The sequence below is a fragment of the Burkholderia sp. 4NA327C6 genome (assembly GCF_005502655.1).
In the GTDB taxonomy this organism is placed as follows: Bacteria; Pseudomonadota; Gammaproteobacteria; order Burkholderiales; family Burkholderiaceae; genus Burkholderia; species Burkholderia contaminans.
Window position 1 is genome coordinate 60,518 of the sequence record NZ_SCNZ01000018.1, and the last position, 26,910, is coordinate 87,427.

29 protein-coding genes are annotated in these 26,910 nt (G+C 66.9%); 9 read left to right on the forward strand and 20 right to left on the reverse strand.

Annotated elements, in window-relative coordinates:
- Window positions 1-114 precede the first annotated feature (114 nt).
- Window positions 115-1,407, forward strand: coding sequence for an MFS transporter (locus tag FFS49_RS19650; RefSeq protein WP_105817422.1), 1,293 nt, complete (start codon window positions 115-117; stop codon window positions 1,405-1,407).
- 85 nt (window positions 1,408-1,492) lie between these two features.
- On the opposite strand, the gene FFS49_RS19655 is transcribed toward FFS49_RS19650, so the two are convergent.
- On the reverse strand, window positions 1,493-2,596 hold the full coding sequence (locus FFS49_RS19655; RefSeq protein WP_105817334.1) for a LacI family DNA-binding transcriptional regulator: 1,104 nt from the start codon (window positions 2,594-2,596) through the stop codon (window positions 1,493-1,495).
- Between the two features lie 81 nt (window positions 2,597-2,677).
- On the opposite strand from FFS49_RS19655, the gene FFS49_RS19660 reads away from it, so the two are divergent.
- Window positions 2,678-3,514, forward strand: coding sequence for an NAD(P)-dependent oxidoreductase (locus FFS49_RS19660; RefSeq protein ID WP_105817333.1), 837 nt, complete (start codon window positions 2,678-2,680; stop codon window positions 3,512-3,514).
- Between the two features lie 19 nt (window positions 3,515-3,533).
- Here FFS49_RS19660 and FFS49_RS19665 read toward each other — a convergent pair whose 3' ends face one another.
- From FFS49_RS19665 to FFS49_RS19675, 3 genes are all read right to left on the reverse strand, one after another.
- Complete coding sequence (locus FFS49_RS19665) at window positions 3,534-3,854, reverse strand: DUF1330 domain-containing protein (protein WP_039354194.1); 321 nt, start codon at window positions 3,852-3,854, stop codon at window positions 3,534-3,536.
- A gap of 225 nt (window positions 3,855-4,079) precedes the next feature.
- Window positions 4,080-4,778, reverse strand: coding sequence for a hypothetical protein (locus FFS49_RS19670; RefSeq protein ID WP_105817332.1), 699 nt, complete (start codon window positions 4,776-4,778; stop codon window positions 4,080-4,082).
- Between the two features lie 104 nt (window positions 4,779-4,882).
- On the reverse strand, window positions 4,883-5,353 hold the full coding sequence (locus FFS49_RS19675) for a MerR family transcriptional regulator (RefSeq protein ID WP_105817331.1): 471 nt from the start codon (window positions 5,351-5,353) through the stop codon (window positions 4,883-4,885).
- A gap of 78 nt (window positions 5,354-5,431) precedes the next feature.
- Between FFS49_RS19675 and FFS49_RS19680 the strand changes: the two genes are divergently transcribed.
- Window positions 5,432-6,676, forward strand: a complete 1,245-nt coding sequence (locus tag FFS49_RS19680) for an NADH:flavin oxidoreductase/NADH oxidase family protein (protein WP_105817330.1) — start codon at window positions 5,432-5,434, stop codon at window positions 6,674-6,676.
- Window positions 6,677-6,844: 168 nt separating this feature from the next.
- On the opposite strand, the gene FFS49_RS19685 is transcribed toward FFS49_RS19680, so the two are convergent.
- The 8 genes from FFS49_RS19685 to FFS49_RS19720 form a co-directional block, all read right to left on the reverse strand.
- Window positions 6,845-8,962 (reverse strand): TonB-dependent receptor, encoded by a 2,118-nt coding sequence (locus FFS49_RS19685; RefSeq protein ID WP_105817329.1) that lies wholly within the window; start codon window positions 8,960-8,962, stop codon window positions 6,845-6,847.
- 53 nt (window positions 8,963-9,015) lie between these two features.
- A complete protein-coding gene (locus FFS49_RS19690; RefSeq protein ID WP_105817328.1) occupies window positions 9,016-11,130 on the reverse strand; it encodes a TonB-dependent receptor in 2,115 nt (704 codons plus the stop codon).
- Window positions 11,131-11,304: 174 nt separating this feature from the next.
- Window positions 11,305-11,649, reverse strand: a complete 345-nt coding sequence (locus FFS49_RS19695; protein ID WP_171026793.1) for a DUF2946 domain-containing protein — start codon at window positions 11,647-11,649, stop codon at window positions 11,305-11,307.
- Between the two features lie 64 nt (window positions 11,650-11,713).
- Window positions 11,714-13,177: a PepSY domain-containing protein gene (locus FFS49_RS19700; protein ID WP_105817326.1), complete on the reverse strand. Its 1,464-nt coding sequence runs from the start codon at window positions 13,175-13,177 to the stop codon at window positions 11,714-11,716.
- Window positions 13,178-13,419: 242 nt separating this feature from the next.
- Window positions 13,420-13,905: a hypothetical protein gene (locus FFS49_RS19705; RefSeq protein WP_071333700.1), complete on the reverse strand. Its 486-nt coding sequence runs from the start codon at window positions 13,903-13,905 to the stop codon at window positions 13,420-13,422.
- Window positions 13,906-14,008: 103 nt separating this feature from the next.
- Window positions 14,009-14,554 (reverse strand): hypothetical protein, encoded by a 546-nt coding sequence (locus FFS49_RS19710; protein WP_071333203.1) that lies wholly within the window; start codon window positions 14,552-14,554, stop codon window positions 14,009-14,011.
- Window positions 14,551-14,790 carry a hypothetical protein gene (locus FFS49_RS19715; RefSeq protein WP_105817325.1) on the reverse strand — a complete coding sequence of 80 codons (240 nt, stop codon included), beginning with the start codon at window positions 14,788-14,790 and terminating at the stop codon, window positions 14,551-14,553. The genes FFS49_RS19710 and FFS49_RS19715 overlap by 4 nt, the downstream gene beginning before the upstream one ends.
- A gap of 93 nt (window positions 14,791-14,883) precedes the next feature.
- The gene (locus FFS49_RS19720) at window positions 14,884-15,207 is read right to left on the reverse strand and encodes a hypothetical protein (protein WP_039354216.1); all 324 of its coding nucleotides are present in this window, start codon (window positions 15,205-15,207) and stop codon (window positions 14,884-14,886) included.
- Window positions 15,208-15,811: 604 nt separating this feature from the next.
- Here FFS49_RS19720 and FFS49_RS19725 point away from each other — a divergent pair.
- Genes FFS49_RS19725 through FFS49_RS19730 form a run of 3 tightly spaced genes read left to right on the forward strand, consistent with a single transcriptional unit; the run spans window position 15,812 to window position 17,212 of the window.
- Complete coding sequence (locus FFS49_RS19725) at window positions 15,812-16,444, forward strand: LysE family translocator (RefSeq protein ID WP_039354655.1); 633 nt, start codon at window positions 15,812-15,814, stop codon at window positions 16,442-16,444.
- Between the two features lie 45 nt (window positions 16,445-16,489).
- Window positions 16,490-16,618: a hypothetical protein gene (locus FFS49_RS42950; protein ID WP_258181725.1), complete on the forward strand. Its 129-nt coding sequence runs from the start codon at window positions 16,490-16,492 to the stop codon at window positions 16,616-16,618.
- Window positions 16,619-16,633: 15 nt separating this feature from the next.
- The gene (locus FFS49_RS19730) at window positions 16,634-17,212 is read left to right on the forward strand and encodes a hypothetical protein (RefSeq protein WP_135370727.1); all 579 of its coding nucleotides are present in this window, start codon (window positions 16,634-16,636) and stop codon (window positions 17,210-17,212) included.
- 61 nt (window positions 17,213-17,273) lie between these two features.
- On the opposite strand, the gene FFS49_RS19735 is transcribed toward FFS49_RS19730, so the two are convergent.
- Both FFS49_RS19735 and FFS49_RS42400 read right to left on the reverse strand, forming a co-directional pair.
- On the reverse strand, window positions 17,274-18,902 hold the full coding sequence (locus FFS49_RS19735; protein ID WP_105817324.1) for an NADP-dependent glyceraldehyde-3-phosphate dehydrogenase: 1,629 nt from the start codon (window positions 18,900-18,902) through the stop codon (window positions 17,274-17,276).
- 126 nt (window positions 18,903-19,028) lie between these two features.
- Window positions 19,029-19,478 carry a hypothetical protein gene (locus FFS49_RS42400; RefSeq protein ID WP_137909805.1) on the reverse strand — a complete coding sequence of 150 codons (450 nt, stop codon included), beginning with the start codon at window positions 19,476-19,478 and terminating at the stop codon, window positions 19,029-19,031.
- 355 nt (window positions 19,479-19,833) lie between these two features.
- Between FFS49_RS42400 and FFS49_RS19745 the strand changes: the two genes are divergently transcribed.
- Together FFS49_RS19745 and FFS49_RS19750 are read left to right on the forward strand one after the other, a co-directional pair.
- The gene (locus tag FFS49_RS19745; protein ID WP_105817323.1) at window positions 19,834-21,963 is read left to right on the forward strand and encodes a TonB-dependent siderophore receptor; all 2,130 of its coding nucleotides are present in this window, start codon (window positions 19,834-19,836) and stop codon (window positions 21,961-21,963) included.
- Window positions 21,964-21,990: 27 nt separating this feature from the next.
- Window positions 21,991-22,524 carry a hypothetical protein gene (locus tag FFS49_RS19750; protein ID WP_224755716.1) on the forward strand — a complete coding sequence of 178 codons (534 nt, stop codon included), beginning with the start codon at window positions 21,991-21,993 and terminating at the stop codon, window positions 22,522-22,524.
- Between the two features lie 19 nt (window positions 22,525-22,543).
- On the opposite strand, the gene FFS49_RS19755 is transcribed toward FFS49_RS19750, so the two are convergent.
- Window positions 22,544-23,491 carry a LysR family transcriptional regulator gene (locus FFS49_RS19755; RefSeq protein ID WP_071333199.1) on the reverse strand — a complete coding sequence of 316 codons (948 nt, stop codon included), beginning with the start codon at window positions 23,489-23,491 and terminating at the stop codon, window positions 22,544-22,546.
- Window positions 23,492-23,717: 226 nt separating this feature from the next.
- Here FFS49_RS19755 and FFS49_RS19760 point away from each other — a divergent pair, with 226 nt between their 5' ends.
- The gene (locus FFS49_RS19760) at window positions 23,718-24,746 is read left to right on the forward strand and encodes a DUF1338 domain-containing protein (protein ID WP_039354228.1); all 1,029 of its coding nucleotides are present in this window, start codon (window positions 23,718-23,720) and stop codon (window positions 24,744-24,746) included.
- A gap of 387 nt (window positions 24,747-25,133) precedes the next feature.
- Here the strand turns inward: FFS49_RS19760 and FFS49_RS19765 are convergent, their stop codons facing one another.
- From FFS49_RS19765 to FFS49_RS42040, 5 genes are all read right to left on the reverse strand, one after another.
- Window positions 25,134-25,382 carry a GlsB/YeaQ/YmgE family stress response membrane protein gene (locus FFS49_RS19765; protein WP_076841438.1) on the reverse strand — a complete coding sequence of 83 codons (249 nt, stop codon included), beginning with the start codon at window positions 25,380-25,382 and terminating at the stop codon, window positions 25,134-25,136.
- Between the two features lie 72 nt (window positions 25,383-25,454).
- Window positions 25,455-25,739 (reverse strand): hypothetical protein, encoded by a 285-nt coding sequence (locus tag FFS49_RS42625; RefSeq protein WP_224755715.1) that lies wholly within the window; start codon window positions 25,737-25,739, stop codon window positions 25,455-25,457.
- Between the two features lie 204 nt (window positions 25,740-25,943).
- Entirely contained in the window at window positions 25,944-26,141 is a 198-nt protein-coding gene (locus FFS49_RS19775) for a CsbD family protein (RefSeq protein WP_039354235.1), read from the reverse strand.
- A 56-nt stretch (window positions 26,142-26,197) separates the two neighbouring features.
- A complete protein-coding gene (locus tag FFS49_RS19780; RefSeq protein WP_039354238.1) occupies window positions 26,198-26,548 on the reverse strand; it encodes a BON domain-containing protein in 351 nt (116 codons plus the stop codon).
- Between the two features lie 80 nt (window positions 26,549-26,628).
- Complete coding sequence (locus FFS49_RS42040) at window positions 26,629-26,793, reverse strand: hypothetical protein (RefSeq protein ID WP_171026795.1); 165 nt, start codon at window positions 26,791-26,793, stop codon at window positions 26,629-26,631.
- Window positions 26,794-26,910 lie beyond the last annotated feature (117 nt).

A 26,910-nucleotide genomic window follows, 5' to 3' on the forward strand; every position in this document is an offset into this window, starting at 1 on the left:
TGATTGGCGGAATTGGCCGTGCGCGACAGGCGCGCCGCCGTCCGCCCCGGCGCCGGTCGCCGGTCAACGAACATCGTGCGGCGCGACGGGCGCGGCCGCGCATCGGAGACATTCATGCAATCTGCCGTCGTCGGTGCCGTGCGCGCAGCCGCCAGCCGCTACCGCTGGACCGTCTGTGCGCTGCTGTTTTTCGCGACTGTCATCAACTACATGGATCGGCAGATCCTCGGCCTGCTCGCGCCGATGCTCCAGCACGACATCGGCTGGAGCCAGGTGCAGTACGGCCGCATCGTGATGGCGTTTTCCGCGTTCTATGCGCTGGGCCTGCTCGGCTTCGGGCGCATCGTCGACCGGCTCGGCACGCGCATCTCGTATGCATTGGCGATGCTGGTGTGGAGCATCGCCGCGATGCTGCACGCGGCAGTGGGTTCGGTGATGGGGTTCGCGTTCGTGCGCGCGCTGCTCGGGATCGGCGAGGGCGGCAACTTCCCGGCCGCGATCAAGACGACGGCCGAATGGTTCCCGCGCCGCGAACGCGCGCTCGCCACCGGCATCTTCAACTCGGGCGCGAACATCGGCGCGGTGTTCGCGCCGGCGATCATCCCGGCGATCGCTGTGGCCTACGGCTGGCGCGCGGCGTTCGTGATCATCGGCGCGATCGGCATCGTGTGGCTCGCGGTGTGGCTCGTGCTCTATCGCCAGGCCGATACGCGCGCACTCGCCGCGGAGTACGACGAGCCGCGCGACGAAGCCGAAGCGCTCGACGCGGCGAACGCGAACGCCGGCGCGCCGCGCTGGGGCGAACTGATCCGCAAGCGCGAGACGTGGGCGTTCCTGATCGGCAAGTTCCTGACCGACCCGGTGTGGTGGTTCTACCTGTTCTGGCTGCCGAAGTGGCTCAACGAATCGCGCGGGATGGACATGCAGCACATCGGCCTGCCGCTCGTCTGCATCTATGCGCTGACGACGGTCGGCAGCATCGGCGGCGGCTGGCTGTCGTCGATGCTGCTGCGCGCGGGCTGGAGCGTGAACGGCGCGCGCAAGACGGCGATGCTGATCTGCGCCTGTTGCGTGCTGCCGATCGCGTTCGTGTCGCAGGTGCAGAGCCTGTGGGCCGCGGTGCTGATCGTCGGCCTCGCCGCCGCCGCGCACCAGGGCTGGTCGGCGAACCTGTTCACGACGGCGTCCGACCTGTTCCCGCGCCGCGCTGTGGCATCGGTGGTCGGCATCGGCGGGATGGCCGGCTCGATCGGCGGCGTGCTGTTCTCGGAAGTGATCGGCCAGGTGCTTCAGCGCACGGGCCACTACTGGGTGCTGTTCGCGATCGGTGCGTCGGCCTACCTGATCGCGTTGGGCGTGATGCACATGCTCACGCCGAAGATGAAGCCTGCGCAGCTCGACGCGTAATCGCGTAACCGTGTAATCGCACGCCTGCAAACGAACGCGCCGCCTTTGGGCGGCGCGTTTTTTTTGAAGGCTTGAAGCGGGAAACTCAGCCGACCGCGGCCGTGGACGCGCGCATGATCAGCCGCGGCTCGAACGTCGAATAGCTCGCATCGGTGCGGCCCGCGAGCGCGTCGATCAGCTTCTGCATCGCGAGTTCGCCCATGTTCTCGCTCTGGATGTCGACGGTGGTCAGCGCGGGCGCCGCGTATTCGCCGTACGGCACGTTGTCGATGCCCGCGACCGACACATCCTGCGGCAGCCGGAAACCGAGCGATGCGGCTTCCTTCATGAAGCCGAGCGCGATCAGGTCGTTGTAGCAGATCACGGCCTGCGGGCGCTGCGGCCCGAGCATCACGCGCGAACACGCTCGCTCGCCGGCCTCGGCGGTCGGCGCATGCGCATCGTGCACGTCGAGCGTGAGCCCGGCTTCCGCGAGACAGTCGCGCGCGCCCTGGATCCGCTCGTCGTTCACGCGTGCGGTGCCGAAGCCGAGATACGCGATGCGCGTGTGGCCGAGATTGAGCAGGTGGCGCGCGAGCATGTAGGTCGACAGCCGGTTGTCGATGCCGACGCTCGGAATCGGCAGGCCGGGGCTGCGCCGCAGCAGCACGAGCGGCTTGTTGAGATCGAGCATCCAGCCGGCTTCTTCGTCCGGCATCCGCGTGCTGACGATCAGCCCGTCGACGCGCTGCGCGAGCGCCTCGATCAGCGAGCGTTCGCGCGCCTGGTTCTCTTCGGTATCGACGAGCAGCAGCGTGTAGTCGTGCTGCAGCGCGACGCGGTTCGCGCCTTTCACCACGTTCGTGAAGTGCGGGTTGCTGATGTCGAGGATCACGAGGCCGATCGTGCGCGTGCGGCCGGTGATCATCGAGCGCGCGAGCGGGTTCGAACGGTAGCCGAGCCGGTCGATCGCCTCCTTGAGCCGTGCCTCGACGGTCGGCGAGAAGCGCTGCGTGCCGTTCACGTACTTCGATACCGTCGCGACCGACACGCCGGCTTCCGCCGCCACGTCGCGGATCGTCGGGGAAACTTTTTTCATTCGAAGGGTAACGTTTTCGTTCGATAACGCCGGATTGTGGCAGAAAAAGGGCACGCGCGGCCACGCGCCGATATCGGGAAAGTGCGGATGGCTGCGAACAGGTTCGACCATTGACGTTCGGCGGTGCGCCAACGTATAGTTGGAAAACGTTTTCCGATTCAGTCAGATTTCAGGTCAGATTAAGGAGATTCGATGAACGCCTCATCCACCGGCGCGCGCAAACCGTTCGGGCGCCTGCTGCTGACGGGCGCGGCCGGCAACCTCGGCCGCCAGTTGCGCGGCGCGCTCGCCGACTGGGCCGACGTCGTGCGCGTCAGCGACATCGCGACGCTCGGCGACGCGGCCGCGCATGAAGAAACGCGCGTCGTCGACCTGGCCGACCGGGCCGCGGTGATGCAGCTCGTCGACGGCGTGGACGCGATCGTCCACCTCGGCGGCATTTCGGTCGATGCGCCGTTCGACGATCTCGTCGGCGCGAACATCACTGGCACGTACAACCTGTACGAAGCCGCGCGCAAGCACGGCGTGAAGCGCGTCGTGTTCGCGAGTTCGAACCATGCGATCGGCTTCCATCCGGTCACGGAAGTGCTCGACGCCGATGCGCCGCTGCGCCCCGACAGCCTGTACGGCGTGACGAAGTGCTTCGGCGAATCGCTGTCGCGCTACTACTTCGACCGCTTCGGGATCGAAACCGTGTGCCTGCGGATCGGCTCATCGTTCGAAGTGCCAAAGAATCCGCGCATGCTCGTGACGTTCCTCAGCTATCGCGACTTCATCGAGCTGGTGCGCTGCTCGCTGCTGACGAACCGCGTCGGGCACGCGATCGTCTACGGCGCATCGGACAACCCGGTGAAGTGGTGGGACAACACGAAGGTCGGCTTCCTCGGCTTCCGCCCGCGCGACAGCTCCGAGCAGTTCGCCGGGCTGTTCCCGGTCACGGCGCCGACCGCCGACCACGACGATCCCGCGCAGCGGTTCCAGGGCGGCGGGTTCGTCGTCGGCGAGCCGATGGAGCGCAAGGCGTCGTAAGCGTCGCCGGCGTCGCGGCTCAGCGCAGGATGTCGGTCGCCTTGTGCCGCGCATCGACGCCGTCGATCAGGATCAGCGGGCCGTTCGCGTGCCGCGCGCGCAGCGGCTGGATCTGCCGGTACGCATCCGATTCGTACCACGCGCGCGCCGTGTCGAGATCCGGAAACGCGATCGCGATCAGGTCGCCGCGCCACACGCCTTCACGTACCTCCGGCCGCGCGCCGTGAATCACGAAATGACCGTCGTACGGCGCGAGCGTGCCGTCGATGCGTTCGAGGTATTCGACGATGTCGTCGCACATCTCGACATCGTGCAGGTGGGCGATGGCGTAGGCGGTCATGGCAGGCTCCTTGGCGTGATGCGGTTCGTGAGTCGATGGAGCCATGATCGTGGCGCGGGCGATGCGCGTCGATTACCTGGGACGTAAGCAAATCTGGGCGGCTGCGGAAGGGCGCCAGCGCCTGCGCGTGCCGGCAGATGCACCGGTCGCGCAGCACGGCAGCACCCTGTGTATCGCTTGCCCGCACGGACCGTCAGCCAGTGCAGCCGTGCACTCGCGTCGCCATCAATGCGTCTTGCTGCAAGCCGGATCGGTGCCTCGCCGCTCGGCCGAATCGCACCAGTAATCCGGCCGCCACGCTTCGAACGTGACCGCTTTCGCCGCATTGGCGCGCGTGACGCGCACCGGGTCGGCTTTCAACACGTCGCCGTTCGGGTCGTCGTTGAAGCGCCAGTTCCGGAACACCTCGCGATGGAATACCCACGTGCGGTGCGCATTGTCGTAGCGAAACGTGACACGGTCGCGCCAGTGGTCATGCCCTGCGAATACACCCTGTTCGACCGTGAAGGTGCGCGGTTCGATCGTGAGCGCGTTCTCCGCGACGCCGTCGAGATACGGGTCGCCCATCCCGCCTTCGTCGGCCTTCATGATCACGGTGTCGTTGCGCGCCGCGAGCCGGTAGTGCCCGTCCTTGCCCGGCAGGAAGATCATCAGCGGACGCAGCGACGCCTTGCGCATCGAGTCGTCGGGCTGATGCGCGACGACGACATAGCCGATATGGGGGCTGTCGGTCAGTCGCCCTGACGCGGCATCCATTGCTTCGTAGCCGGCGGGCAACTGCGCGACGATGTCGTCCGGAAGGTCGGGGGCGTCGGGGCACGCGTACGAAGCAGGCGTATCGGCGCACGTCCTGGCGCAAGCGCTGCCGATGCCGAACGTCAGCAGCGCGGCGAGGAGGAATCCTTTGATACGGGGGATCGTCATTCGGATCGGGTCTTGAAGTCGCGTTGCGGAAGCCGGCGCACACGCGTCGACCCGTCTCGCCGCCGCGCGGATTGATGGTTTTTCAGGTGCCGCAGTGTAACCACTCATGCGCGCTTGCGTGTCGGCCGCGGGACCGGCACGGGCGCCGGTACGGACGCCGGCGGTTCGTCGGCCTGCGCGCACAGCCGGTCGAGCATCCGTTGCGCGGTTTCCGCGCAATCCTCGCCCGCCGGCTTGTTCTCGATCTCGTCGATCAACACCTGCAGCTGTTGCCGGTTCTGCGCGAGACGCTGTTCGAGCAGCACGATTTCGTCGACCTTGTTCCGCAGCGCCACCAGCAGCTCGTCATGCGGCCACGCGCCGAGATCGGGCGGCAGCACCGCGCGGATCTCGTCGAGCGCGAAGCCCGCGCGCTGCGCGCGGTCGATGATCGCGAGCCGTGTCAACGCTTCCGACCCGTATTCCCGATAGCCGTTCGCCTGCCGGCGAGCCGGTTCGAGCAGCCCGCTCGCTTCGTAGAAGCGGATGCGGGACGCCGCGAGGCCGCTCGCCTTCGCCAGTTCGCCGATTTTCATGCTGTGCTCCAGAAGGGGCTTGACCTTAAAGTTGACTTTAAAGTTATCGTTGAGCATCGTCAATCGAGGGTGCCCTCCATGAACCTGTTTACACCGCTGACACTGCCCAACGGGGCGGTGATTCCGAACCGTCTGGCCAAGGCCGCGATGGAAGAGAACATGGCCGATGCGAACCACGCACCGTCCGACGCGTTGCTGCGCCTGTACCAGGCGTGGGCCGACGGCCAGGTCGGCCTGATCCTGACCGGCAACGTGATGGTGGACGGCCGCGCGATGACGGGGCCGAACGGCGTCGTGCTCGAGAGCGATGCGCATCTCGAGCGCTTTCGCCGCTGGGCGCAAGTGGCGCGCTCGGGCGGCGCGCACGTGTGGATGCAGATCAATCACCCGGGGCGCCAGATGCAGGCGGCGCTCGGCCAGACGACGCTCGCGCCGTCGGCCGTGCCGCTCGCGCTCGGTGCGCTGTCGAAGCAGTTCCCGGTGCCGAAGGAGATGACGCAGGCCGATATCGCCGACGTGCAGCGGCGCTTCGTGCGCGCCGCGCAACTCGCGGAGCAGAGCGGCTTCACCGGCGTGGAGATTCACGCGGCGCACGGCTATCTGCTGAGCCAGTTCCTGTCGCCGTTGACGAACCGCCGCCAGGATCAGTGGGGCGGCAGCATCGAGAATCGTGCACGCCTGCTGCTCGACATCGTGCGTGACGTGCGCGCGACGGTATCGTCGCAATTCGCGGTCGCGGTCAAGCTGAACTCGGCCGATTTCCAGCGCGGCGGCTTCAGCGCGGACGATGCGAAGCGCGTGGTCGAACTGCTGAATCCGCTCGGCGTCGATCTCGTCGAACTGTCGGGCGGCAGCTATGAAGTGCCGGCGATGCAGGGCGAGGCGCGCGACGGGCGTACGCTCGCTCGCGAAGCGTATTTCCTGGAATTCGCGCGCGACATCACGGCGGTCGCGCGGATGCCGCTGATGGTCACGGGCGGCATCCGGCGTCGCGTGGTTGCCGAGCAGGTGGTCGACAGCGGCGTGGCGATGGTCGGCATCGCGACCGCGCTGTCGATCGAGCCGAACCTGCCGCGCGACTGGCGGGCCGGCAAGGACAGCGCGCCGGTGCTGGAACCGATCCGCTGGAAGAACAAGGCGCTGGGTGCGCTGGCCAACATGGCCGTCGTCAAGTTCCAGCTCACGCGGCTGAGCGTTGGCCGGCGCACGCACCCGCAGGTGTCGCCGCTGCGCGCGCTGGTCACGCAGCAACTGGCCGCGCAGTGCCAGACGCGGCGTTACCGGAAGTGGATGGCCGGGCGCGCGGCGGGTACGCGTGCGTGACGTGCGGTCATGCGGCCCGGCGAGGGGTTTGCCGGGCCGCTGTTCGCCGGTCCAGGATGTTCATGCGGTCGGGTGAGCGGCCGCGCATTCGCGGTGAGGCCGCGATGAATGCCCCCGCCGCAATGCATACGTGCCGGCGTCGGGCGCGGCGCACCGCATCGCGCCGCGTCAGAACCGGTAGTTCGCCACCACTTCGAGCCGTCGGTCGTTGCCGAGCAGGTACTGCGTTTCGTTGTAGTACGCGGACTGCACGAAGCGCCGGTTGAACACGTTGTACGCGCGCGCGGTGATCGTCGTGTCCTTGCGGGGCTTCCACGCGAGGCCGAGATCGACCGTGGTGTACGACGGCATCACGAGCTGGTTCGCGGTGTCGGCGAAACGCTTGCCGACATACTTGACGCCCGCGATACTCGTCCAGTCCGGCGCGAAGCGCCAGCTCACCCACAGGTTCGCGAGCCGTTGCGGCACCGACACCGGCACGTTGCCCGCGCGCGAGACGGTCGTGCCGCCGGACGTCTGCTGGAAGTCGTCGTATTTCGCGCGCAGGATCGACACGTTCGCGTCGACGCGCCAGTCCTTCGCGATCTCTGCCCCGACCGTCGCCTCGAGCCCGCGCGACGACTGCTGGCCGATCTGGATCGACTGGTTCGGGTTCAGCGGATCGGCGGTCAGCAGATTGCTCTTGACGATCCGGTACGCGGCCAGCGTCCATTCCGCCTTGCCGCCGAGGAACGACTGCTTCACGCCGATCTCGATCTGCCGGCCGGTCGCGAGCGTGAAGTTCGCCTTCGACGCATTCAGCGACAGCAGCGAGGTGATCGGATCGGCCGCGACCGAGTACTGGCCGTACACGGCGAGGCCGGGCTGCACGTCGTACACGGTGCCGATGCGCCAGCCCGTGTTCGCGAACACCTTCGCGAACGCGCCGCCGTTCACGAGATCGTCGCGGTTCACGCTCGCATGGTCGTAGCGCAGCCCGCCGATCACCGACCAGCGCGACGTGATTTCCAGCCGGTTCTCGGCGAACAGCGCGTACTGGTTCGCCTGGCTGCGGTATTTCGGATAGGTGCCGGCTGTGTTGATGAAGCTGCCCGGATCAAAGTTGAACGGATCGACCGTCGACGTGCCCGAATACGGCGAGTTGTTGTCGTGCTGGAACGTCGTGTGATTGAACTCGAAGCCCGTCGAGAACGTGTTGCGCATCCCGAGCAGCGCGGTGGTCACGGTGGCCGCCGTCACGTTGCCGTATTGCTCCTGGTCGTGGAAGATTTCCGTGAAGCTGCTGCGCCGCACTTGCGCGGTCGACGGCAGGTACGTGTAGTACTCGGCGTCTTTCCAGTGACGGTTGCTCTTCATCCGGTACAGCGTGCTCGTCACGTTCAGGCTGTCGCTCGGCTGCCAGTTCGCCGACACCGTCGCCCAGCTGTCGCGAAACGCGATGTCGCTGTCGCCGACGTTGTAGTTCTTCTTGTCGAGCGCGCGATCGCGCGCGCCGTTCACGAGCGGCGCGCCGAAATACTGCATCGGATGCTGGAAGCCCTGCGCGTACGATGCGGTCACATACAGGTCGGACGTCACGTCGTAGCGCAATGCGCCGGAGATCGACAGGTTGCGCGAATTGCCGCGGTCGATCCAGTTCGACGAACGATTGCCGCTGACGTCGAAGCGGTACGACAGCTTGTCGTTGATCGCGCCGCCGCTGCCGAACGCGACCCGCGCGGTGCCCTCGGTGCCGCCGCCAGCCTGCAGCTCGTTCTGGATCGCACCGCGCGTCGGCTTCTTCGGCACGATGTTGACGACGCCGCCGATCGCGCCTTCGCCGTAGATCACCGACGCCGGGCCGCGCAGCACGTCGATATGGTCGACCGACCACGTGTCGAACGGAAACGTGACGCCGATCGCGCCGTACGGGCGCACGCCGTCGTAGAGCTGCGTGACCGACGACGCGCCGACGAAGCCGCGCGCGCCGAGCTCCGAGCCGCCGTTGCCCGGATGCGGCGATGCGCTGATGCCGGCGGCGCGGCTCACCGCATCGACGATCGCGCTGTCGCCACGCGTGTCGAGCGTCTTGCGATCGATCTGCTCTACGCTCGCGGGCGTCTCCAGCGACGTCAGGCCGAGACGGCTGCCGGTGTCGAGCGGCTGCGTGAGCGGCGTCGCCTTCCGGGCATTGACGCGAATCGGCGCAAGCGTGGCGCCGGCGCTCGCGGCATCGCTTTCCTGTGCGTGGCCCGCGGGCGCGAACGCCGCGAGAACGGCGGCAGGCAGCATCAATCCGAACTTCATGTTTCGATTTCCTTTGAATCTGTTCAATGCGGTGTTGCGTGAAAGGCGGCGCATCAGAACGCGTACCGCATGCCGGCGAACACGCTGCGCCCTTCGCCCGGATAGAAGATCGCGGTGTTCGCGGTGCGCGCATTCGCGACCGTACTGATGTCGCTCACATAGCGCTTGTTGGTCAGGTTGCGCGCGTCGACGAACAGCGAGAGGCCATTGCGGAAGTCGTAGCCGGCCTGCAGCCCGAGCAGCGTGTAGCTCGGCACGCGCAGCGTGTTCGCATCGTCGGCCCACGCGCCCGACGGCACCCAGTCGAGCGTCGCCGCGATGTGGAAGCCGTTCGGCCGCGCGTAACCCAGCGTCGCGCGCAGCACGTTCAGCGGCACGCCGGCGATCCGGTTGTTGCCGTACTGCGGGTCGTTCTTGAAGCGGAAGTCGTTCAGGTTCCAGATGCCCGACAGCGTGACCTTGTCGCCCACGCCGCGCCCGGTGACGTTGCGCAGCAACTCGACCGACGCGCCGGCCTCGATCCCTTGCAGCACCGTCTTGTTCGCATTGAACGTCGATGCCGGGACATCCGGGTTCGTCGTGTACTGCAGCAACTGGTCGCGCACGAGCGAGCGATAGGCGGTTACGTCCCAGCTCACGCGCTCGCGCGAGCCGCGCGTGCCGAACTCGATCGTCCACGCGTGCTGCGCCGCGAGCGGCGTGAAGCGCGTCGTGTTCGAGAAGGTCTGCGTGAGGTCGCTGAAGTCGGGCACGTCCTGGCTGCGCGTGATGTCGACGTAGGCCTGGGTGTGCGCATCCGGCTGCCACATCAGCCCGAGCTTCGGATTGACGCCGCTGTAGCTCGCGTTCGTCGACTTGTAGTTCGGGTTGCGCGGCAGCCCGCCGTTGTCGATGTACTCGCGCACCGAGTGCAGCACCTTCACGCCCGTCATCAGCGCGACGGTCGGCACGAAGAACAGCCGGTTCTCGACGTACGCCTCGTAGTTGAACGCCGTCTGCGTCGAGTCGAGCGTCTGCGCGCCCTTGTTGCCGTTGACGTTCACGTACTGGTTCGCCTGCGTGCGGCCGCCGAAGAAGCGCGCGCCGACGATCAGGTCGTTGCGCATTCCGCCGAGCGTCAGGTGGCCCGTGTAGCGCGGTGCGAAGCCGTAGGTCCAGCCGTCCTGGTCGAGCGCCTGGAAGATCGGGTGATAGAGGCTCTTGTGGATCGCCCACGTGTCGAACTGCAGTTCGCCCGAATCGAGTTTCACCGTCGTGCGGTTCGCGATCCGCTCGGTGCGCGTGTTGCGCGCCTGGTCGCCCGATATCGCGTTCGGCGCGGCCTTGGTCGGATTGTTCAGCGCGTCGGACAGCGACAGCGTGCCGGGCAGCAACTGGTCGACGACGTACACGCCGACGTAGAAGCGCGTCTCGACCGTCGGGCTGAACCGGTAGCCGACGTTCGCGTTGAACTGCTCGTATTGCCCCTTCGAATGATCGCGATAGCCGTCCGCGTGATTGACGCTGAAGTTCGCAAGGAAGTCGAGCGGGCCGAGCACGCGCGAGATCTGCGCGCTGGTGCGCACCGTGCCGTAGCTGCCGCCTTCCACGCGCAGGATGTTCGGCGCGTCGGCGGTATGGGCGGTCGGCGTGATGAAGTCGATCGCGCCGCCGAGTGTCGACGCCCCGTACGCGAGGCCGTTGCCGCCCTTGTAGACCTGCACCGCCTGCAGCGCGAGCGGATCGATCTGGTAGTAGTCGCCGCTGCCGTCCGCGAGGTTGGTCGGGATGCCGTCCTGCAGGATTTCGAGGCCGCGCGTGTGGTACGAGCGGGCGATCCCCGAGCCGCGAATCGACAGCCGCAGCTCCTGGCCGTAGCGGTTCTCGACGAACACGCCGGGCACATCCTTCAGCACGTCGCGGAGCGTGAACGCATAGGTATTCCGGTAGCTGTCGGCATCGACGAAGCCCACCGAGCCGACCGTCTGCTCGAGCGTGCGCTTCAGGCTGTCGGTCGATTTCGATGTCAGCGAGTCCATCTCGCGGGTTGCGTTGACGTGGATCGCGGGCAGTGTCGACGCGGCCGGCGAGTCGGTCGGCGCAGCGATGGCCTGTGCGCACGCGGCCGACGTGAAGAGCACGGAGCACGCGCCGGACAGCGCGACGGCAATACGGGTCGGGGTAAACATGTCGTTGTACGTAAGGTGATGGTGACGATGATGAGTCGGACACGATGCGCACCATGCACGGCGCCGGCCGCCGCGCGTGGTCACGCGCGCGGGTTCGGCATCGGGCACCGGCAGGGCGGGCAGGCGAAGCGGACGGCGCCGCGCGGTGTGCGGCGGCGCGGGTCGCGAAGAGCGTCAGGCGCGGGCGGAAGGCGGCCCGCGCGCGGCGTGCGCGTAGCGCTTCGGCGGATGGCAGGCAGAGGGGATCAGCGGCTCGGGCGGCGCATGCCGCACGGCCGGGGAAGCGGAGAGCAACACCGCGTATTGCAGCGGCGGATGGCCGGCAAGCAGGCCGCAATAACCGCAGCGGTCGAAATGACCGGCGGATCGAGCATCGGACGGCGCATCCGGTTCCGCGTGCGCCACGAGCGTGTTGCCGGTTGCCGAGCAGATCGGCGAGGCCGGCAGGCCGTCATGGGGAGCGGCCGCGCGCAGTTGCGAGATCAGCGGCGCGACGAGCGCGAGCACGAGCGCGAACAACCCGAGCCACGCGGTGGCCCGGGTGTGTCGCGTCGTCGCGCGGCGTATGCCGGCGCGCGATGAATCAGGCCGCTGCGCGTGCCGCACGGCCGAACAGCAGACGGTCGATCAACCAGACCGCGACGATCGTCGCGCCCATCAGCGGGAAGACGACGCCGAGCAGCACGAGCCCCGCGATCCAGCCGCGCATCGGCGGCGTGCCGCGTTCGCGCGACGGCGCGCCCAACTTGCGAGCCGGACGGCGCTTCCACCACATCACGGTGCCGGTGACGGCCATCGCGGCCAGCCCGAGCGACAGCACCGCGCAGACGATCTGGTTCGCGAGCCCGAAATAGCGGCCCATGTGCAGCGACGTGCCGTACGACACGGCGCGCGATACCGCGCCGTAGTCGTCATAGCGGATGTCCTTCAGCACGGCCCCGCTGTACTGGTCGAGGTAGATCGTCCGCTCGGCTTTCGGGTCGTCCGGGAAGTACGACGCGGTGTACACGCCATCCGCGCCGGACGGCAGCGCGAGCGTGTAGCCGCTCGTCACGCCGAGGCCGGCGACGATCGCGATCGCGCGGGCCAGCGGCAGCGGTGCCGGCGTCGGTGCCGACGGCGAGTGCGGGACGGGCACGCTGCCGACTGCCCACGGCGTTTGCGGCAACGGCAAGTCGTCCATCACCATCCCCGGCATCGACTCGCCGGATTCGTGGTGATGGCCGGACGGTGCGCCAGGCTCGGCAGGCGCGGGCGCCGCGGCGGCACCGGGGCGCGTCGAGCGTACCGACGCGCCGCCCCATGCGCCTTCCGGCGCGCCGAGGTTCACGGTGGCGGCCAGCGCCTTGAAGTTCTTGCCCCACGAGCCCGACCACGGCAGCCCCGTCAGGATGAACGCGACCGTGCCGGCCGCGAGCCAGATGCCGGCCGTCGCGTGGAGGTTTTTCCACAGCGGCCGGCCGCGCAGCGACAGGTCGGGGCGCAGTGCCTGCCCGACGCGTGTCGCGCCGCGCGGCCACCACAGCGCGATGCCGGTGCCGATCATCACGAAGGTCCAGCACGCGGCGAGCTCCATCAGCAACTCGCCCGTCTTGCCGAGCAGCAGCTTGCGATGCAGCATCCGGTCGATCTGCATGAAGCGGTTCTCGACGCTCAGCGTGCCGAGCACGCTGCCGTCGTACGGGTTCACGTACACGCTCTCGCGGCTGCCGTCGCGCAGCCGGAACACGTATTCGGCGCTGCGGTCAGGTGCGGTCGAGACCTGGACGGACACCGGCGTCGCGCCGGCCGGCATCGCGGTACGCGCATTCGCGAGCAGTGTGTCGGCATCGAGCCGCGGCGTGGCGCGCGGCTCGACGACGAGCCGGTGCGGATACAGCAGCGGCTCGATCTGCGGCTGGAAGCAATAGAGCGTGCCGGTGATCGCGAGGACCACCAGGAACGGCATGACGAACAGGCCGGCATAGAAGTGCCAGCGCCAGAGCGTCCGGTAGCCGGCGTGGGCGGATTGGGCGGGCGAGATTGCCCGTTCGACGGTGGTCGACATGGTGTCAGCTCCTCGGGTTCGTTGAGCGGCCGCGCCGGCGCGGGCCGGCAGGCGTCAACGCGCGTTGCGCCCGCCTGCGCGCAGCGACGGAACGGGCGGCGCGGCGCCATGCGCGTGCGAGGCGCATGACGGCGTCGCCCGCGCGAGGCGGGCAGGCGGGTGAACGCTTGAATCAGGTCGTGTGAGACGAACGGCATGCGGGCCCGCGCACGTCGACGTGCACGAGCCGCGGGGCGGAACCGTCAGCAGAACTGCGGAGGTGCGCGGGAGGGTGGGCGATCGTCGAAGATCGATCGCACGACCGGAATACGGTCGACGTGAATCCGGAAGCGCCGTGGCGCGGCGGCGGGAAACAGCAGCACCAGCAGCACGAACGACGCCAACGCGGTGAACAGCGCGGCGCCGAATGCGCACAGGCTGTCGCCGCTGCCGGACGACGCCGTGTTGTCGGCATGCCCGTCATGCTTGAGCGCATCGGCGAGCGCGAGCGCATCGTTGGCCGGTGTGATCGGCGCGCCGGCATCGAAACGCGCAGCCAGTGCCGCCACGTCGACGATCAGCGGGCCGCGGCCCGAACACAGCACCACCGAGCCCGCATCCGGACCGTCCGGATCGAGCATCACGGCGCCCGACATCAGCGCGCGGGACAGCAGCGTCACGAGGAGGACCCCCCACAGAAGCTGTCGCGCGACGCCTTGCCGGAGCAGGAAGTGGCGAAGTGCGTTCATGGCGCGCGATTGTACCTCCGTTTGCGGCGCGGGGCCGTCCGCCACGCTGATGCACGGCATCAGCCCGGCGTGCTGCCGGAAGCGGACGAAAGCACGCGGGCGGCTATTCGGAACCGGACGATCCGCTGCCGGGCGGCGCGTTCGCCGGGCCATACGACCAGCTGCCGTCCGCGCGGGCGGTCAGCACGTTGCCCGAGCGCCGGTCGTACAGATGCCACTGTTCGTCGGCCGGGTCGTCGCCGTACGGCCAGGTCGTCAGCTTGCCGCCGAGGTCGAAAGCGAACGCCCACGAACCGGGCTGGGCATACGGCGTGACCGATTGCAGGATCTGCCCGTCGAGCCGTTGCGCGGCGGCTGCGATGTCGCCGGATCGGGATTCGCTGTGCGCGAGTTCGAGACCGTCGAGCGTGATCGACCAATGGCAGTAGCAGATCCACAGGTGCCCGTTGCCGGCCACCGTCACGTGCCGCGACGCGAGCCTGTCCCGCGCGGTCGCGGACAGGCCGGGCGAGCCGGCGAGCGGCTCCCTGATATGCAGCACGGGTTGCCCGAATTCGAACGTGAGAAAGCTGCCCTGGCCTTTCGTCACGGACCAGGCAGGGGTTTCGCAGATGGCCGGCCAGATCTGGTCGAAGTCGACAGCGGTCACGGCGTGGGTCTCACATCGGCGAAGCCGGCCTTGGCCTCTGCGTCGTCGGCGTGGCCGTCATCGTTGGCCAGCAGATCGGACAGGTCGGCCGGCGACAAGCACCGCATCGTCCGCTCGACGTCGTGATCGTAGCGGCGATCGTTCGGGGCGAGCGGCTTCCGCGCGTTGCGGCCGCAGCGTTTCACGAACACGCCGAGCGTGCCGGCCAGTCGGGATGTGCGGTTCCTGGGGATCATGCGGCGAGGTCATCGGGCATGCGCGTGCCGCGAATCGGGAAAGGCCGCCGTGGCCGCGCGTGAGGCCAGCGGCAACCGGAGCATTGCGTCGGCTCAGGCCGGATACGCATCGTCCACTTTCAGGTTCGCGAGCCGGAACAGCGTGCGCAGCGTCTGCGGATGAATGTCGCGGTGCGCTGCGAGCGACGTCAGCATGAAGTCGAGCACCTTCGCGTAGCGGAGCAGCACGAGGCAGCGCGCGAGATCGGGCGTGCGGCCGCGCATGTCCTCCGCGAGGTGAACCATTTCGGTGGACAACGAGCGTGCCATCTCGAGTTCCATCTGCTGTTTTTCGGTCCAGTCGGGCAACGGCTGTTCGAGCAGCTTCGCGAGAAAGAGCTGGAACGACGTGTCGGACGAATTGGGCAGCATATCCATGAAGGGCCTCGTTACTTGCTCGGATCGTTCGGGCGTGTCCGCTGGATGCGCCCGACGGTGGGTTCGTGTCCGCGCGGTGATCGGCGCGGCGGTTACCCGAACGGGATGCAGGTTTCGTACCAGCGGCGCGAGACGATTGTTGAGTATTGTTGAGATGCGCTGTGGCGCAGGTGGCGAGTCCCGCCGGTACTGGGTTGCGGAGGGGATCGAGGAGGACATCTACACGCGCGGCGCGATGCATGTGAGGGTCAGGGAACGGCTCGCCGAGGCGAAATGCTTCACGGATGTAACGTAACGCCCGTTTAAATCTCGTGACGCGTTTGCGCGGCGAACCGCGCGAATCCCGCGACCCGCGGCGGCCCGCGCATTCCGCCTGCGCTTGCCGGGCGTTCGGCAGGCCGGACGCGGTGCGACAGGAGGTTCGCCCCGGGGCGGCGGACGCTACCGGCGAATGTGCTGGATGTTTCAAATCCGAGACGGATTGGCGCGCGGCGATCCGGCGGCGCGCCTCGTCCAACTGGCCCAGCGAATTGTCGGTCAATTGTCCATGGGCAGACGGCGCGCGTTTGCCAACAATCCCAGGATCATCCCTGCGAGGTTCGACATGAGCGTCCACGCCTTCTTCTCGGCCAACCTGATGCTGGCCTACACGGCTTATTTCATCGGGACGGCCAGCCCCGGGCCGAGCAATCTCGCGATCATGTCGGTCGCCGCGAACCAGGGCCGCAAGGCGGCGCTCGCGTTCGCGCTGGGCGTCATTTCCGGGTCGATGTGCTGGGCGACGGTGGCGGCGCTCGGCGTGTCGGCCGCGCTGCTCGCGTGGTCGAAACTGCTGGTCGCGATCAAGTTGTTCGGCGGGCTGTACCTGCTGTGGCTCGCGTTCAAGTCGGGGCGCACGGCGTGGTCGGGCAAGGCGGCGGCATCGCTGAACGCGGCGGGCGAGCAGCGGCTGTCGCGCTTCTATGTGCGCGGCGCGATGCTGCACCTGACCAATCCGAAAGCGATCCTCGTGTGGGTGTCGATCGTCGCGCTGTCGTCGAACGGTGCGGGCGCGTCGCACGGCGCCGTCGTGCCGGGCTGCCTCGTGATCGGGTGCCTGGTGTTCGGCGGCTACGCGCTCGTGTTCTCGATGGACGGCGCGCGCCGGCTGTACGTGCGCGGCCGGCGTGCGATGGAAGCGTGTCTCGCCGTCGTGTTCGGCGTGGCGGGGATCCGGTTGCTGGTGTCGAACGTGTAGCGTGTGCGAATGTCTTGCGGGTGAGCGATTGCCGCGGAGGGGAACATGAGCCGTTCCATCGGGATCTGGAGAATCGGCATGGTGCCGGCGCCGACGGGTACGCGTAACCGGATCCATGCGTTGCCGGTTGATCGGCCTCGGGGCGCAGGCTCGACGCTGCCCTGGAACATCTGAACGAGAGCCTTTGAAGTGAGCCCATTCCGCACCAACGTCCTGCGCCTGCTGGGCGCGGGGTTGTTCGTTTCCCTTGCAACTGCCGGTGTTGCGCGCGAGCCGGCGTTGCCCGAAATATCCGCGGCCAAGGGGCCCGTGCTACGCGATTTTGCTGACATCCGTCTCGCAGTCCGGTCGATCGAATGCGACGACCGCAATCAATGTTCGGTGCTGGCGCGCGGTGTCTATCAGGGCAAGACGGTGGGCGTCAAAGTGGTGTTCGGTGCGCGCGAAGGCTCGCGCAGCGGAATCGCCTATCAGTCGATCGGCGCCGAAAGCGATGCGTTACTGGGCGCACTGTCGACGCTGTACGGGCAGCCGCTGCCGTCGGCGAAATTCGCGGCACGCGCGTACGGCGACGTCGTCGTGCTGCGCGGTAACCTCAGCGAGGTCGGCACATACCCGATGCAGGCGAAAGTCTTCTTCTTTGCCGACGGCCCCGAATCGCGCTATGCCGAGCTATATACGAACATCGACGTCACCCGCGGGGTGCTCGAGATTCGTGAAAAGGACATGAGCTACCGAGCGAACGTGCTGGCCGCGCTCGCAAGGTGAGCGGTTCAAGCGTATCCGAGGCGGACATCCCGCGCGTGATCCGGGCGGGATGTCCGCCGCTTCAGAAAATGAAGCCCGTATTGATGAACTTCGAGTAGTGATCCGACACGATCGAATCGAGCAGCTGCTTGCTGCCTTCGGTCTGCTTCGCCGCGACCATCGAGCGGATCGAGAACGCGCGCAGCGCGTCGCTCACCGACAGCGTGCCTTCCGCCGAATCCTTGCGCCCCGCGAACGGGAACACGTCCGGCCCGCGCTGACACTGGCAGTTGATGTTCACGCGGCACACCTGGTTGACGAGCGGGTCGACCAGCGCGCCGATCTGCGCCGGGTCGGAACCGAAGATGCTGACCTGCTGGCCATGATCCGACGTCGTCACGTAGTCGAGCGCGGTGTCCACGTCGTCGAACGTCGCGACCGGAATGATCGGCCCGAACTGTTCCTCGCGGTACAGCTTCATCCCTTCCGACACCGGGTACACGACGGCCGGATAGAACAGCGTCTTGCTGAACTCGCCGCCCGAATGATTGACGACCTGCGCGCCCTTGGCTTTCGCATCGTCGATCGCGTCCGTCATGTACGCCGTGCGATGCATGCCCGGCAGCGGCGTGATGCTGACGCCTTTCTCCCACGGCATGCCGATCTTCAGCTGCTCGAGCGCGGCGGTGAAGCGCTTCAGGAATTCGTCGACGATCGAGCGGTGCACGAGCAGCATCTTCAGCGCGGTGCAGCGCTGGCCGTTGAACGACAGCGCGCCGAGCAGGCACTCCTTCACGGTGAGGTCGAGATCGGCGTCGGGCAGCACGATCGCCGCGTTCTTCGCGTCGAGGCCGAGGATCGCGCGCAGCCGGTGCGATTTCGGGTGCTGCTTCTTCAGGTGGTCGGCCACCTTGCTCGACCCGATCAGCGCGAGCACGTTGATCTTGCCCGACGCGAGCATGTGCGGCACGACCACCGCGCCCGGCGCGTAGATCGTGTTGATCACGCCCTTCGGAAACGCGTCGCGGAACGCTTCGAGCAGCGGCTCGAACAGCAGCGTGCCGTACTGGGGCGGCTTGAACACCACGGTATTGCCCATCAGCAGCGCGGGGATCAGCGTCGCGAAGGTTTCGTTCAGCGGATAGTTGTACGGGCCCATGCACAGCACGACACCGAGCGGCGTGCGGCGGATCTGGCCGATCGTGCCTTCGGCGATCACGAAGCGCGAATTCGCGTTGTCGAGCTCCTTCAGCGCGTCGATCGTCTGCGTCATGTACGTGACGGTGCGGTCGAACTCCTTCTGCGAATCGGCGAGGCTCTTGCCGATTTCCCACATGATCAGGTTCACCACCAGCTCACGCTGCGCGACCATCCGCTTGATGAAATCCTGCATGCACGCGATGCGCTGCTCGACCTTCATCGTCGGCCACTCGCCGCGGCCGGCGTCGTACGCGCGCACCGCGGCGTCGAGCGCCGCGTCGCTTTCCGTTTCGCCCATCACCGGGTAGCTGCCGATCTCGACCTGCTCGACGCTGCCGTCCGCCTGTCGCACGCACACGGGCGACAGCACGGTCTTGGTCGCGCCGTCCCACGGCCGTAACGCGCCGTCGACGAGCGACACGCGCTGGTGAATCGGCGAAGCGAGCCGGTACTCGGCGGGGATGTCCTGAAAGGCGGGAAACAGCTGCTGCAGGGAGGCGGAATCGGGCATGACGGTCTCGTTTGACGGGGTGTCCGGGAAGGACGGGCGATGCGAATCCTGAGCGGGGAGATCCTCGATCCTGAATCGGCATCATGACGCGCGGACGACGTCGCGTCACGCATGACCCTGGCCGATTCAACGACTGGAACCAGTTCCATTAAAAAGGAACGCCGGCGCGAATGCAAGAATTGCCGAATCGCGCCGCATCGATCGTAAGCATTCGGAAAGACTGTTGCCGAATGCCTGGTATAACACGCCGATTGCACTCGCAAACGTTTCCCTTGGGCCGGATTGCGCGGATAATGGCCCGGCGCGGCGAAGAAAAAAATGAAGTGAGCCTGAGAGCATAGGTAGTGAAGAAAGGAAGAAAGTCCGCCGCGCTGCCGATGCGAGGTCGGCTGCCCGGAGCGCCGGGTCGGGGTTGCCCGGTCCGGCGCGCACCGGACTTCGAATGCGCACCGTCCGCTGCGACGGATGCTTCGTGATCCTCTCCAGTCCTTTCGTCGTCGTCTCCCGAATCCCGACTGTCGCCGGCCCTTCATCAACTGATGCGGTCGATGGAATGCTTTCGTTTTTATTACGCATGAGTCGCGTAAAACGACGAAACAGAAAGGTATTCGTCAGGAATGCGGAGCGCCAGGCGCCTGCACGTTGCGAGCAGGCGACACGTTAAAAATTAACTAAAAACACGAATCATTCTCGTTTAATATTTCGCTCCGTTACGAGCCGTGACTGAGCGTCACGGCTTATTTCGTGCCGGTCCTGCCGGCCGGCTGCCACCCGCGCCGGCCGTTCACCGGCTCGCCCGCGCGACGAGGCGATCCCCCGCGCGCCGCTTCATTTCACGGAAAGGATTTCGCCAGCCCGATTCACGGTGTGGTTTCGCGCGTTGGCCGGATGCGTTTCCGTTTGCCGTTTTCCCTCAGCCTCTACTTCAACGATGAAACTCAACAAGAGCGCCTGCCATGCGCTGCTGATCGCCACGTCGCTGGCCGGCGCACGCACCTCCTTCGCACAGGCGAGCGACGCCGCGGCGACCTTGCCCGCGATCTCGGTCAAGGCGACCGCCGAACATGCGTTGTACGACGGCGGCCGCTCGCGTGCGGCGACCAAGACCGACATGTCGCTGATGGACGTGCCGCAGACGGTGAACGTCGTGCCGCACGCAGTGATCGAGGACCAGAACGCGACGTCGATGCAGGACGCGCTGCGCAACGTGCCGGGCGTCGGCTTCTCGGTCGGCGACGGCCAGCGCGACCAGATCACGATCCGCGGCTTCAACAGCATCACGGACCAGTACGTCGACGGCATCCGCGACGATGCGCTCTACTATCGCGACCTGTCGAACGTCGATCACGTCGAAGTGCTGAAGGGGCCGGCGGCGGTGCTGTACGGGCGCGGCTCGGCAGGCGGCATCGTGAATCGCGTGTTGAAGCGGCCGGAGGCGAACCCGGTGCGCGACGTGGGCGTGACGCTCGGCACACGCGGCGAGCGGCGCGGCGAATTCGACCTTGGCTGGAATGCGAACGACGCGGCGCGTTTCCGCATCACCGGCGCGGCCGAAAACTCGAACAGCTTCCGCGACCAGTTCCAGCTCAACCGCCAGGCGATCGCGCCGTCCGCGCAGTTCAAGCTCGACAGCAACACGGTGCTGAACGTCGAATTCGACTACCTGCACGACCGCCGCACGTCCGACCAGGGGCTGCCCGCGTATCTCGGCCGGCCGGTCGACGTGCCGATCAACACGTTCTACGGCTCGGCCGACGCGGCGAACAGCTCGTACAACGACGTCTCCGCGAAGAGCGCGACGGTGTCGCTCGATCATCGCTTCAACGATTCGCTGTCGTTCCGTGGCGCGATCCGCGCATACGACTTCTCGCTCGAACGCAAGAACTACGTGACGTACGAGCCGATCAAGACGGCCGCGCACCCGGTCGTCACGCTCGACCAGTCGACGCGCCAGCGCACCGACCACGGCATCGACGGCCTGTTCGAGCTCACGCAGAAGACGTCGCTGTTCGGCATGCGCCACGAGCTGCTGTACGGGCTCGAACTGTCGCAGCAGCAGAAGTTCGACACGATCTACAGCGTGTCGAAGGTCGCGACCTACGATCTGTTCAATCCGCAGCAGGTGGTGCTGCCCGGCGTGCCGACCGGCGCGCGGGCCAAGACGAACGCGTCGACCGTCGTCGGGCTCGCGGGCGTCTATGCGCAGGACCTGATTTCGCTGACCGAACACTGGAAGGTGCTCGCGGGGCTGCGCTTCGACTACCTGAACCAGATCCGCCACGACTACACGTCGTCGAACGTCAACCTCGATCGCACCGATCACGCGTGGAGCCCGCGCGTCGGCCTGATCTACGAACCGCTCGACTGGCTGACGCTGTACGGCTCGTTCAGCCAGTCGTTCTCGCCGCTGGCCGATACGCTGATCAGTTCGGGCGCGTTCTCGAACGGCGCCGCGCTCGCGCCGCAGAAGACCACCGCGTATGAAGTCGGCTCGCGCTTCGACCTCGGCGGCAACGCGACGGCCAGCGTCGCGCTGTTCGACATGCGCCAGACCAACCAGCAGATCGGCGACCCGGCGAACCCCGGCTATGCGCTGCCGATCGGCACGCAGCACGTGCACGGGATGGAGCTGGGCTTTACCGGCGAGATCGCGCCGAAGTGGTCGGTGTATGCGGGCTACGCGTACCTGAACGGGACGGTCGACGGCTCGGCGCAATCGACGGCGGCCGGCGTCGCGGTATCGAGCAACACGCCGGGGCTGATGCCGCGCCACAGCGCGAACCTGTGGGTGAAGCGGGAGCTACCTGCCGGCTTCTACGCGGCGGCCGGCATGCAGTTCCAGTCGGCGCGTTACACGTCGGCGAGCGATCTCGTCACGCTGCCGTCGTTCACCGTGTTCAACCTGGGCGCCGGCTATCGCAGCAAGAAGGTCGACGTGACGCTCACGCTCGACAACCTGTTCAATCGCCGCTACTTCATCGCCGCGCACGGCAATGCCGACCTGTACAACATGCCCGGCGATCCGCGCACGCTGACCGCCACGGTGAAGTGGCACATGTAATGCACGCGATGCATGTGCCGGGTGACAATGCGGGTCTTCGTCACGATGACCCGCACCTCACTGCCCATGATCCGCCAATCGATTGATGTGTCGAACCTGACCGGCCGCGCCCGCGTGCTGTGCGCGGTGTTGTGGCTGGCGGGCGGCGCGGTCGCGGCGCACGCGCAGACGATCCCGGCCGAGGCCGAACCGGAATGCCATTCGGTGCACGTCGGCCGGTCGATCACGCTGTCGGGTCGTTACACAGTCGATTACGGCGACGAAGAGAGCGGGGAGGACGTGTGGTTCGACGAGGACGACGCTTCGGCGCGGCGCTTGCCCGACCGTTCTCGACGCGCGGGTGTGATCCGGTTCACGAACCAGCGCGACGCACGGCGCAGTCTGCGGCTGCCGGCGGCGCAACCCGATGGCGTGTGCCGCTTCGACGGGCGCGCGACGCTCGTGATTCGCGATCTTGAAACCGTGTGCCCGGGGCTGGAGGAGCCCGATCACGCACGGCTGGTGAGGGTGGTGAAGGCCAGCCCGCCGACGCCATACGCGTGCGAGGCCATCGCGCGATGAGGCTGGCGCGACCGCGCCGTTACTCGACGTCCTCGTCGTCCACCAGATCGTCGCCATCCGCATCGGGATCCGGCGATGCATACGCGCTCGCCTGCTCGAGCAGCCAGCCGCGAAACAGCTCCAGCGGCTTGCTGTGGCTGAGCTCCGTCGGATACACGAGGTAGTACGCGGAATCGCCGACGGTTGCCGCATCGCACGGCACCACCAGCCCGAGCTGCTGCAGCTGTTCCTCGACGAAGAACTTCGGCACGAGCGCGATGCCGAGCCCGGCCGCGGCCGCGCTGATCAGCATCGTGTGCAGCTCGTAGCGCACGCCCTGCATCGTGCGGATATCCTCGACGCCATGCGTCTCGAACCACTGCGCCCACGCGCCGGGGCGCGTCGTCGAGTGCAGCAGCGGGTAGGCGAGCAGGTCCTCGACGCTGTGCACGGGCCCGTCGAGCAGCGCGGGCGAGCAGATCGGCACGACTTCCTCGCCGAACAGGTAGTCTGACGACGTGCCGGGCCAGGTCGGCTTGCCGTAGTGGATCGCGGCCTCGAAGTGGGTGTCCTCGAACGAGAACAGGTCGGTGCGGCTGCCCATGTTCACGCGCACGTCGGGCGTGCGGTCGTAGAAGCTCTTGATGCGCGGAATCAGCCAGTGCGACGCGAAGGTCGGCAGCACGGCCAGCTCCAGGTAGCCGCCGCCGCTGCCGTGCGCGATGATCGACAGCGTGTCGCGGTCGAGCGCCTCCAGCGCGCGCCGCACCTGTGTGCCATACAGCTTGCCGGCGCGCGTCAGCACGACGCGCTGCTTTACGCGGGCGAACAGCCGCACGCCGAGGCTCGCTTCGAGCGTCGCGATCTGGCGCGACACCGCGCTTTCGGTCAGGAACAGCTCCTTGGCCGCGTGCGTGAAGCTCTCGTGGCGGGCGGCGGCTTCGAAAGCCACGAGCGCGCCCATGTTGGGGATCTTGAATTTACGCATGATGTTCGATTCGTCTGACGATCAGGCCGCCACGGCACAAGGCGGACGGTTGGGCAGGGGAGCCGCCGATAATTCCAAAAACTCATCACATATCAATTTAATCTCGCTTTACGCCCGGCTGCAACCCTTTGAATAATGCTCTCCACGCAAGGTCAGGCGCCCGTGGGGCGGCCGGCCGACGAGTTGCCGGCACGTTTGCCGGCGGTCCCCCGAGACGAGAATCCAGATGCGCAATCCGAATATCGAGAGCTTGCTGACGAAGCTGCTGGGACAGGCGAAGACCGACGCCCTGTTCTCGACCCTGAACATGCCGGCCATCCTCGAAGAGTGGGAAGACGGCGTCGTGACGCGCGCGGAAATCGCGCAGGCGATGAACATGGCGCTGTTCGAAGGGCTGCTCGAGCGTTCGGCGAACGGCCGCGCGTATACGGCCGAGACGATCGAAAGCGGCGGCTCGGTGTATTTCGACCACGGCGCGCTGCGCACGGTGCGCTGGCCGCACACGGGCGCGCTGCCGCCGGGCGAGGCCGCGTTCACGCGCATCCTGCGTCCGCTCGGCTTCCGCCTGAACGGCCGTTACCCGCTCGACAAGCTCGGCATGACGGGCCGCGCGTATGCGCACGAAGACGCGCCGGACGAAATCGCGCAGTTCTTCGTCAGCGAACTGCACCCGGAACGTTTCTCGAAGGAATTCCAGCAGGCCGTGACGAACGTCGTGAGCTCGTCGCGCGATCCGCTGTCGCCGGCGGCCGTCGCGCTGCTGTGGGAAGTCGAGCGCGAAGGCTGGCTGTCGCTGGAGGCCGCGCATGCGCTGCTGCCGGAGATCGTCGGGGCATTCGCGCGCCAGCACGACCTGCCGAACGAGCTCGACTACGAAACGCTGCTGCTCGAATCGGCGGAAATGGCGTGGATCTCGACCGAAGGCAACGCGTTCAACCACGCGACCGACCGTGTTGCCGACGTGTTCAAGCTGTCCGACGCCGAGAAGGCGAAGGGCCGGCCGATGAAGCCGGAAGTCGAGCGCTCGCGCTCGGGCCGCGTGTTCCAGACCGCGTATCGCGCGGACACCGTCGAGCGCGAATTCCGCACGCGCGACGGCGGCACGGTGAAGCGCAACGTGCCGGGTTCGTTCTACGAGTTCATCACGCGCAAGCGCACGTTCGACCAGGCGGCGCGCCGCTGGGTGACCGACCTGCGTTTCGATGCCGGTAACGCGCAGGGCATCTTCAAGATGACCGCGAACGCGGCGAAGTAACGAAGCGAAAGCGGGGCGCTGCGCCGGCCGGGACGGTTGGCCGGCGCGTGCGCGAAACGCTGCCTGAAGCGCCCTGAGGATTCAGGGCGTTTGCCATTTCGGGGAAGGGCCGTCATTGACGGCGCGGCCGGACGCGCGGGTTTGCGCGGCCCCGAAAATCTCATCGAGTCGCGTCACATCCACCGGTACGGGACGACACACGTCTCGCCAGTCGAACCATCGCTCATCAACCGATTCGTCGTAGCACTTGTCAGGGATGCTCGAACTCGGCAAGGAGTGCCAAGCGTAGCGAGCCCGGTGTCGAACGCCGGGCTCGCCCCTCATGGCGTTGAACCTGTCATGCCGGCGTGTTTGCCGGGACACTTCCCCGGCGCGCCGGATGACCCGTCACGCTGCGCGACGGAACAGGCGAATCACGAGCAACAGGATCACCGCACCGATGAGGGCGATGACGATCGAGCCGAGAATCCCGCTGAAGCCGATACCGAGCAATCCGGCGAGCCAGCCGCCGATTACCGCGCCCAGAATCCCGACGACGATGTCGACGAGCAGGCCGAAACCGCCGCCCTTGACGAGTACGCCCGCAAGCCAGCCGGCGATGGCGCCGATGACCAGCCATATGATCAAGCCATGCATATCCATGAACGATATTTCCTCTGGATTGGCGAAATGGTTGTAAATCCGGCGGTCACGCCTTTACCCGCGGTATCAGGCATGCAGCGCAAAGCCGGCCGTTCCGAAGAACGGTCGGCCGGCCGCGTCGTGACTCGTTCGTTGCGAGGCGGCGGTTGCCGCGCTTGCGGCCTTCGCTTTCTTTGCCGCGTGGTGGTGGCCGATCGCGCAACCGGCGGCGGCACCCATTGCCCCGTGGTGCCCCGCGACATGGCCGGCGACGCCGCCCACGGCTGCACCCTTCAGGCACCCCGCCGCAAATCCGGGGATCGATGCGGTCATCAACGCGAGGCAGGCGACCGATATCGAAAGAAATTTCATTGTTTATCTCCCTGAAAACCGAGTTGTACTAATTGGATTTGATCGAACAGGCACGCTCAGAAGACGTGCGTGATCAGAAAGAACAGCACCAGCAGCCCGACCGGCACGCCGAGCAGCCAGGCGATCAGGTATTTGCCCATGTCGTTGTCCTGGTGGCCGCGACGCCATCGGCGCCGCGGCGGGTTATGTCGATGCGCTATCGCATCACAGCTCGCGGTCGAAGTCCTTCAGCTGCTTCTCGGCTTCATCGCGTGCGATGCCGTAACGCTCCTGGATCTTGCCGGCCAGGTACTCGCGATTGCCGTCGGCCACCTTCAGGTCGTCGTCGGTCAACTTGCCCCACTTGGCCTTCAGCTTGCCGGAGAGTTGTTTCCACTGGCCCTTGATCTTGTCCTCGTTCATCGTGTGCTCCTTGTCATGCAGGGAAGAAAAGCGCGGCGGCGTGCCGCGCCGGGAGGTCAGGCCTTTGCCTTCAGGCCGGATGCGTCGACGTGCTTCACGCCCTTGATCGCGCGCGTGACGGCGACAGCCTTCTTCACGGCGACCTTCGTCGGCAGCACGCCGGTGAGCGTGACGACGCCGTCGACCGTCTTCACGCTGATGTCAGTGCTCTTGACGCCGTCGGTGGTCGCGAGCTCACCCTTCACCTTGGTCGTGATCCACGTGTCGGTAACGGGCTGGTTCGATTCGGCCGTCATGCCGCTGTCGGTGGACGAGGCTTGCGCCTGCGCGTTCGTGAGCGGTGCGGCGCAAAGCAGGAAGGCCGCGCTGGCGGCGAGCAGCGTCGAAAGGTGCGAGGTCTTGTTCATTGATGTTCTCCTTCGATTGGCGTGATGAATGAATCGATCACCGAGCACGGCGCGTGCCCGGCTCAATGGGCGATCGCGGATCAATGGGCGATCGGCGTGTCGTAGCCAGGCTCGCGCGGCGGGATGTCCGGGCGCGGCACGTCGGGCGGCAGCGGAACCGGCGGATCGGTGCCGGGCGGCGGTTCGGGCGGATTGTCCGGGGCCGGTTCGGGCCGCGTCGGATCGGGTGTCTGATGCAGCTTCATCGTGCTTCTCCTCTGCGGTTCGGAAGGCAGCGCATGAGCGCCGATGCAGTACCAGCGTACCGGGGCGATCGTGCGCGTACATCGCGCAAATTCACCTGATCGGCTAGTGCGTTTGCA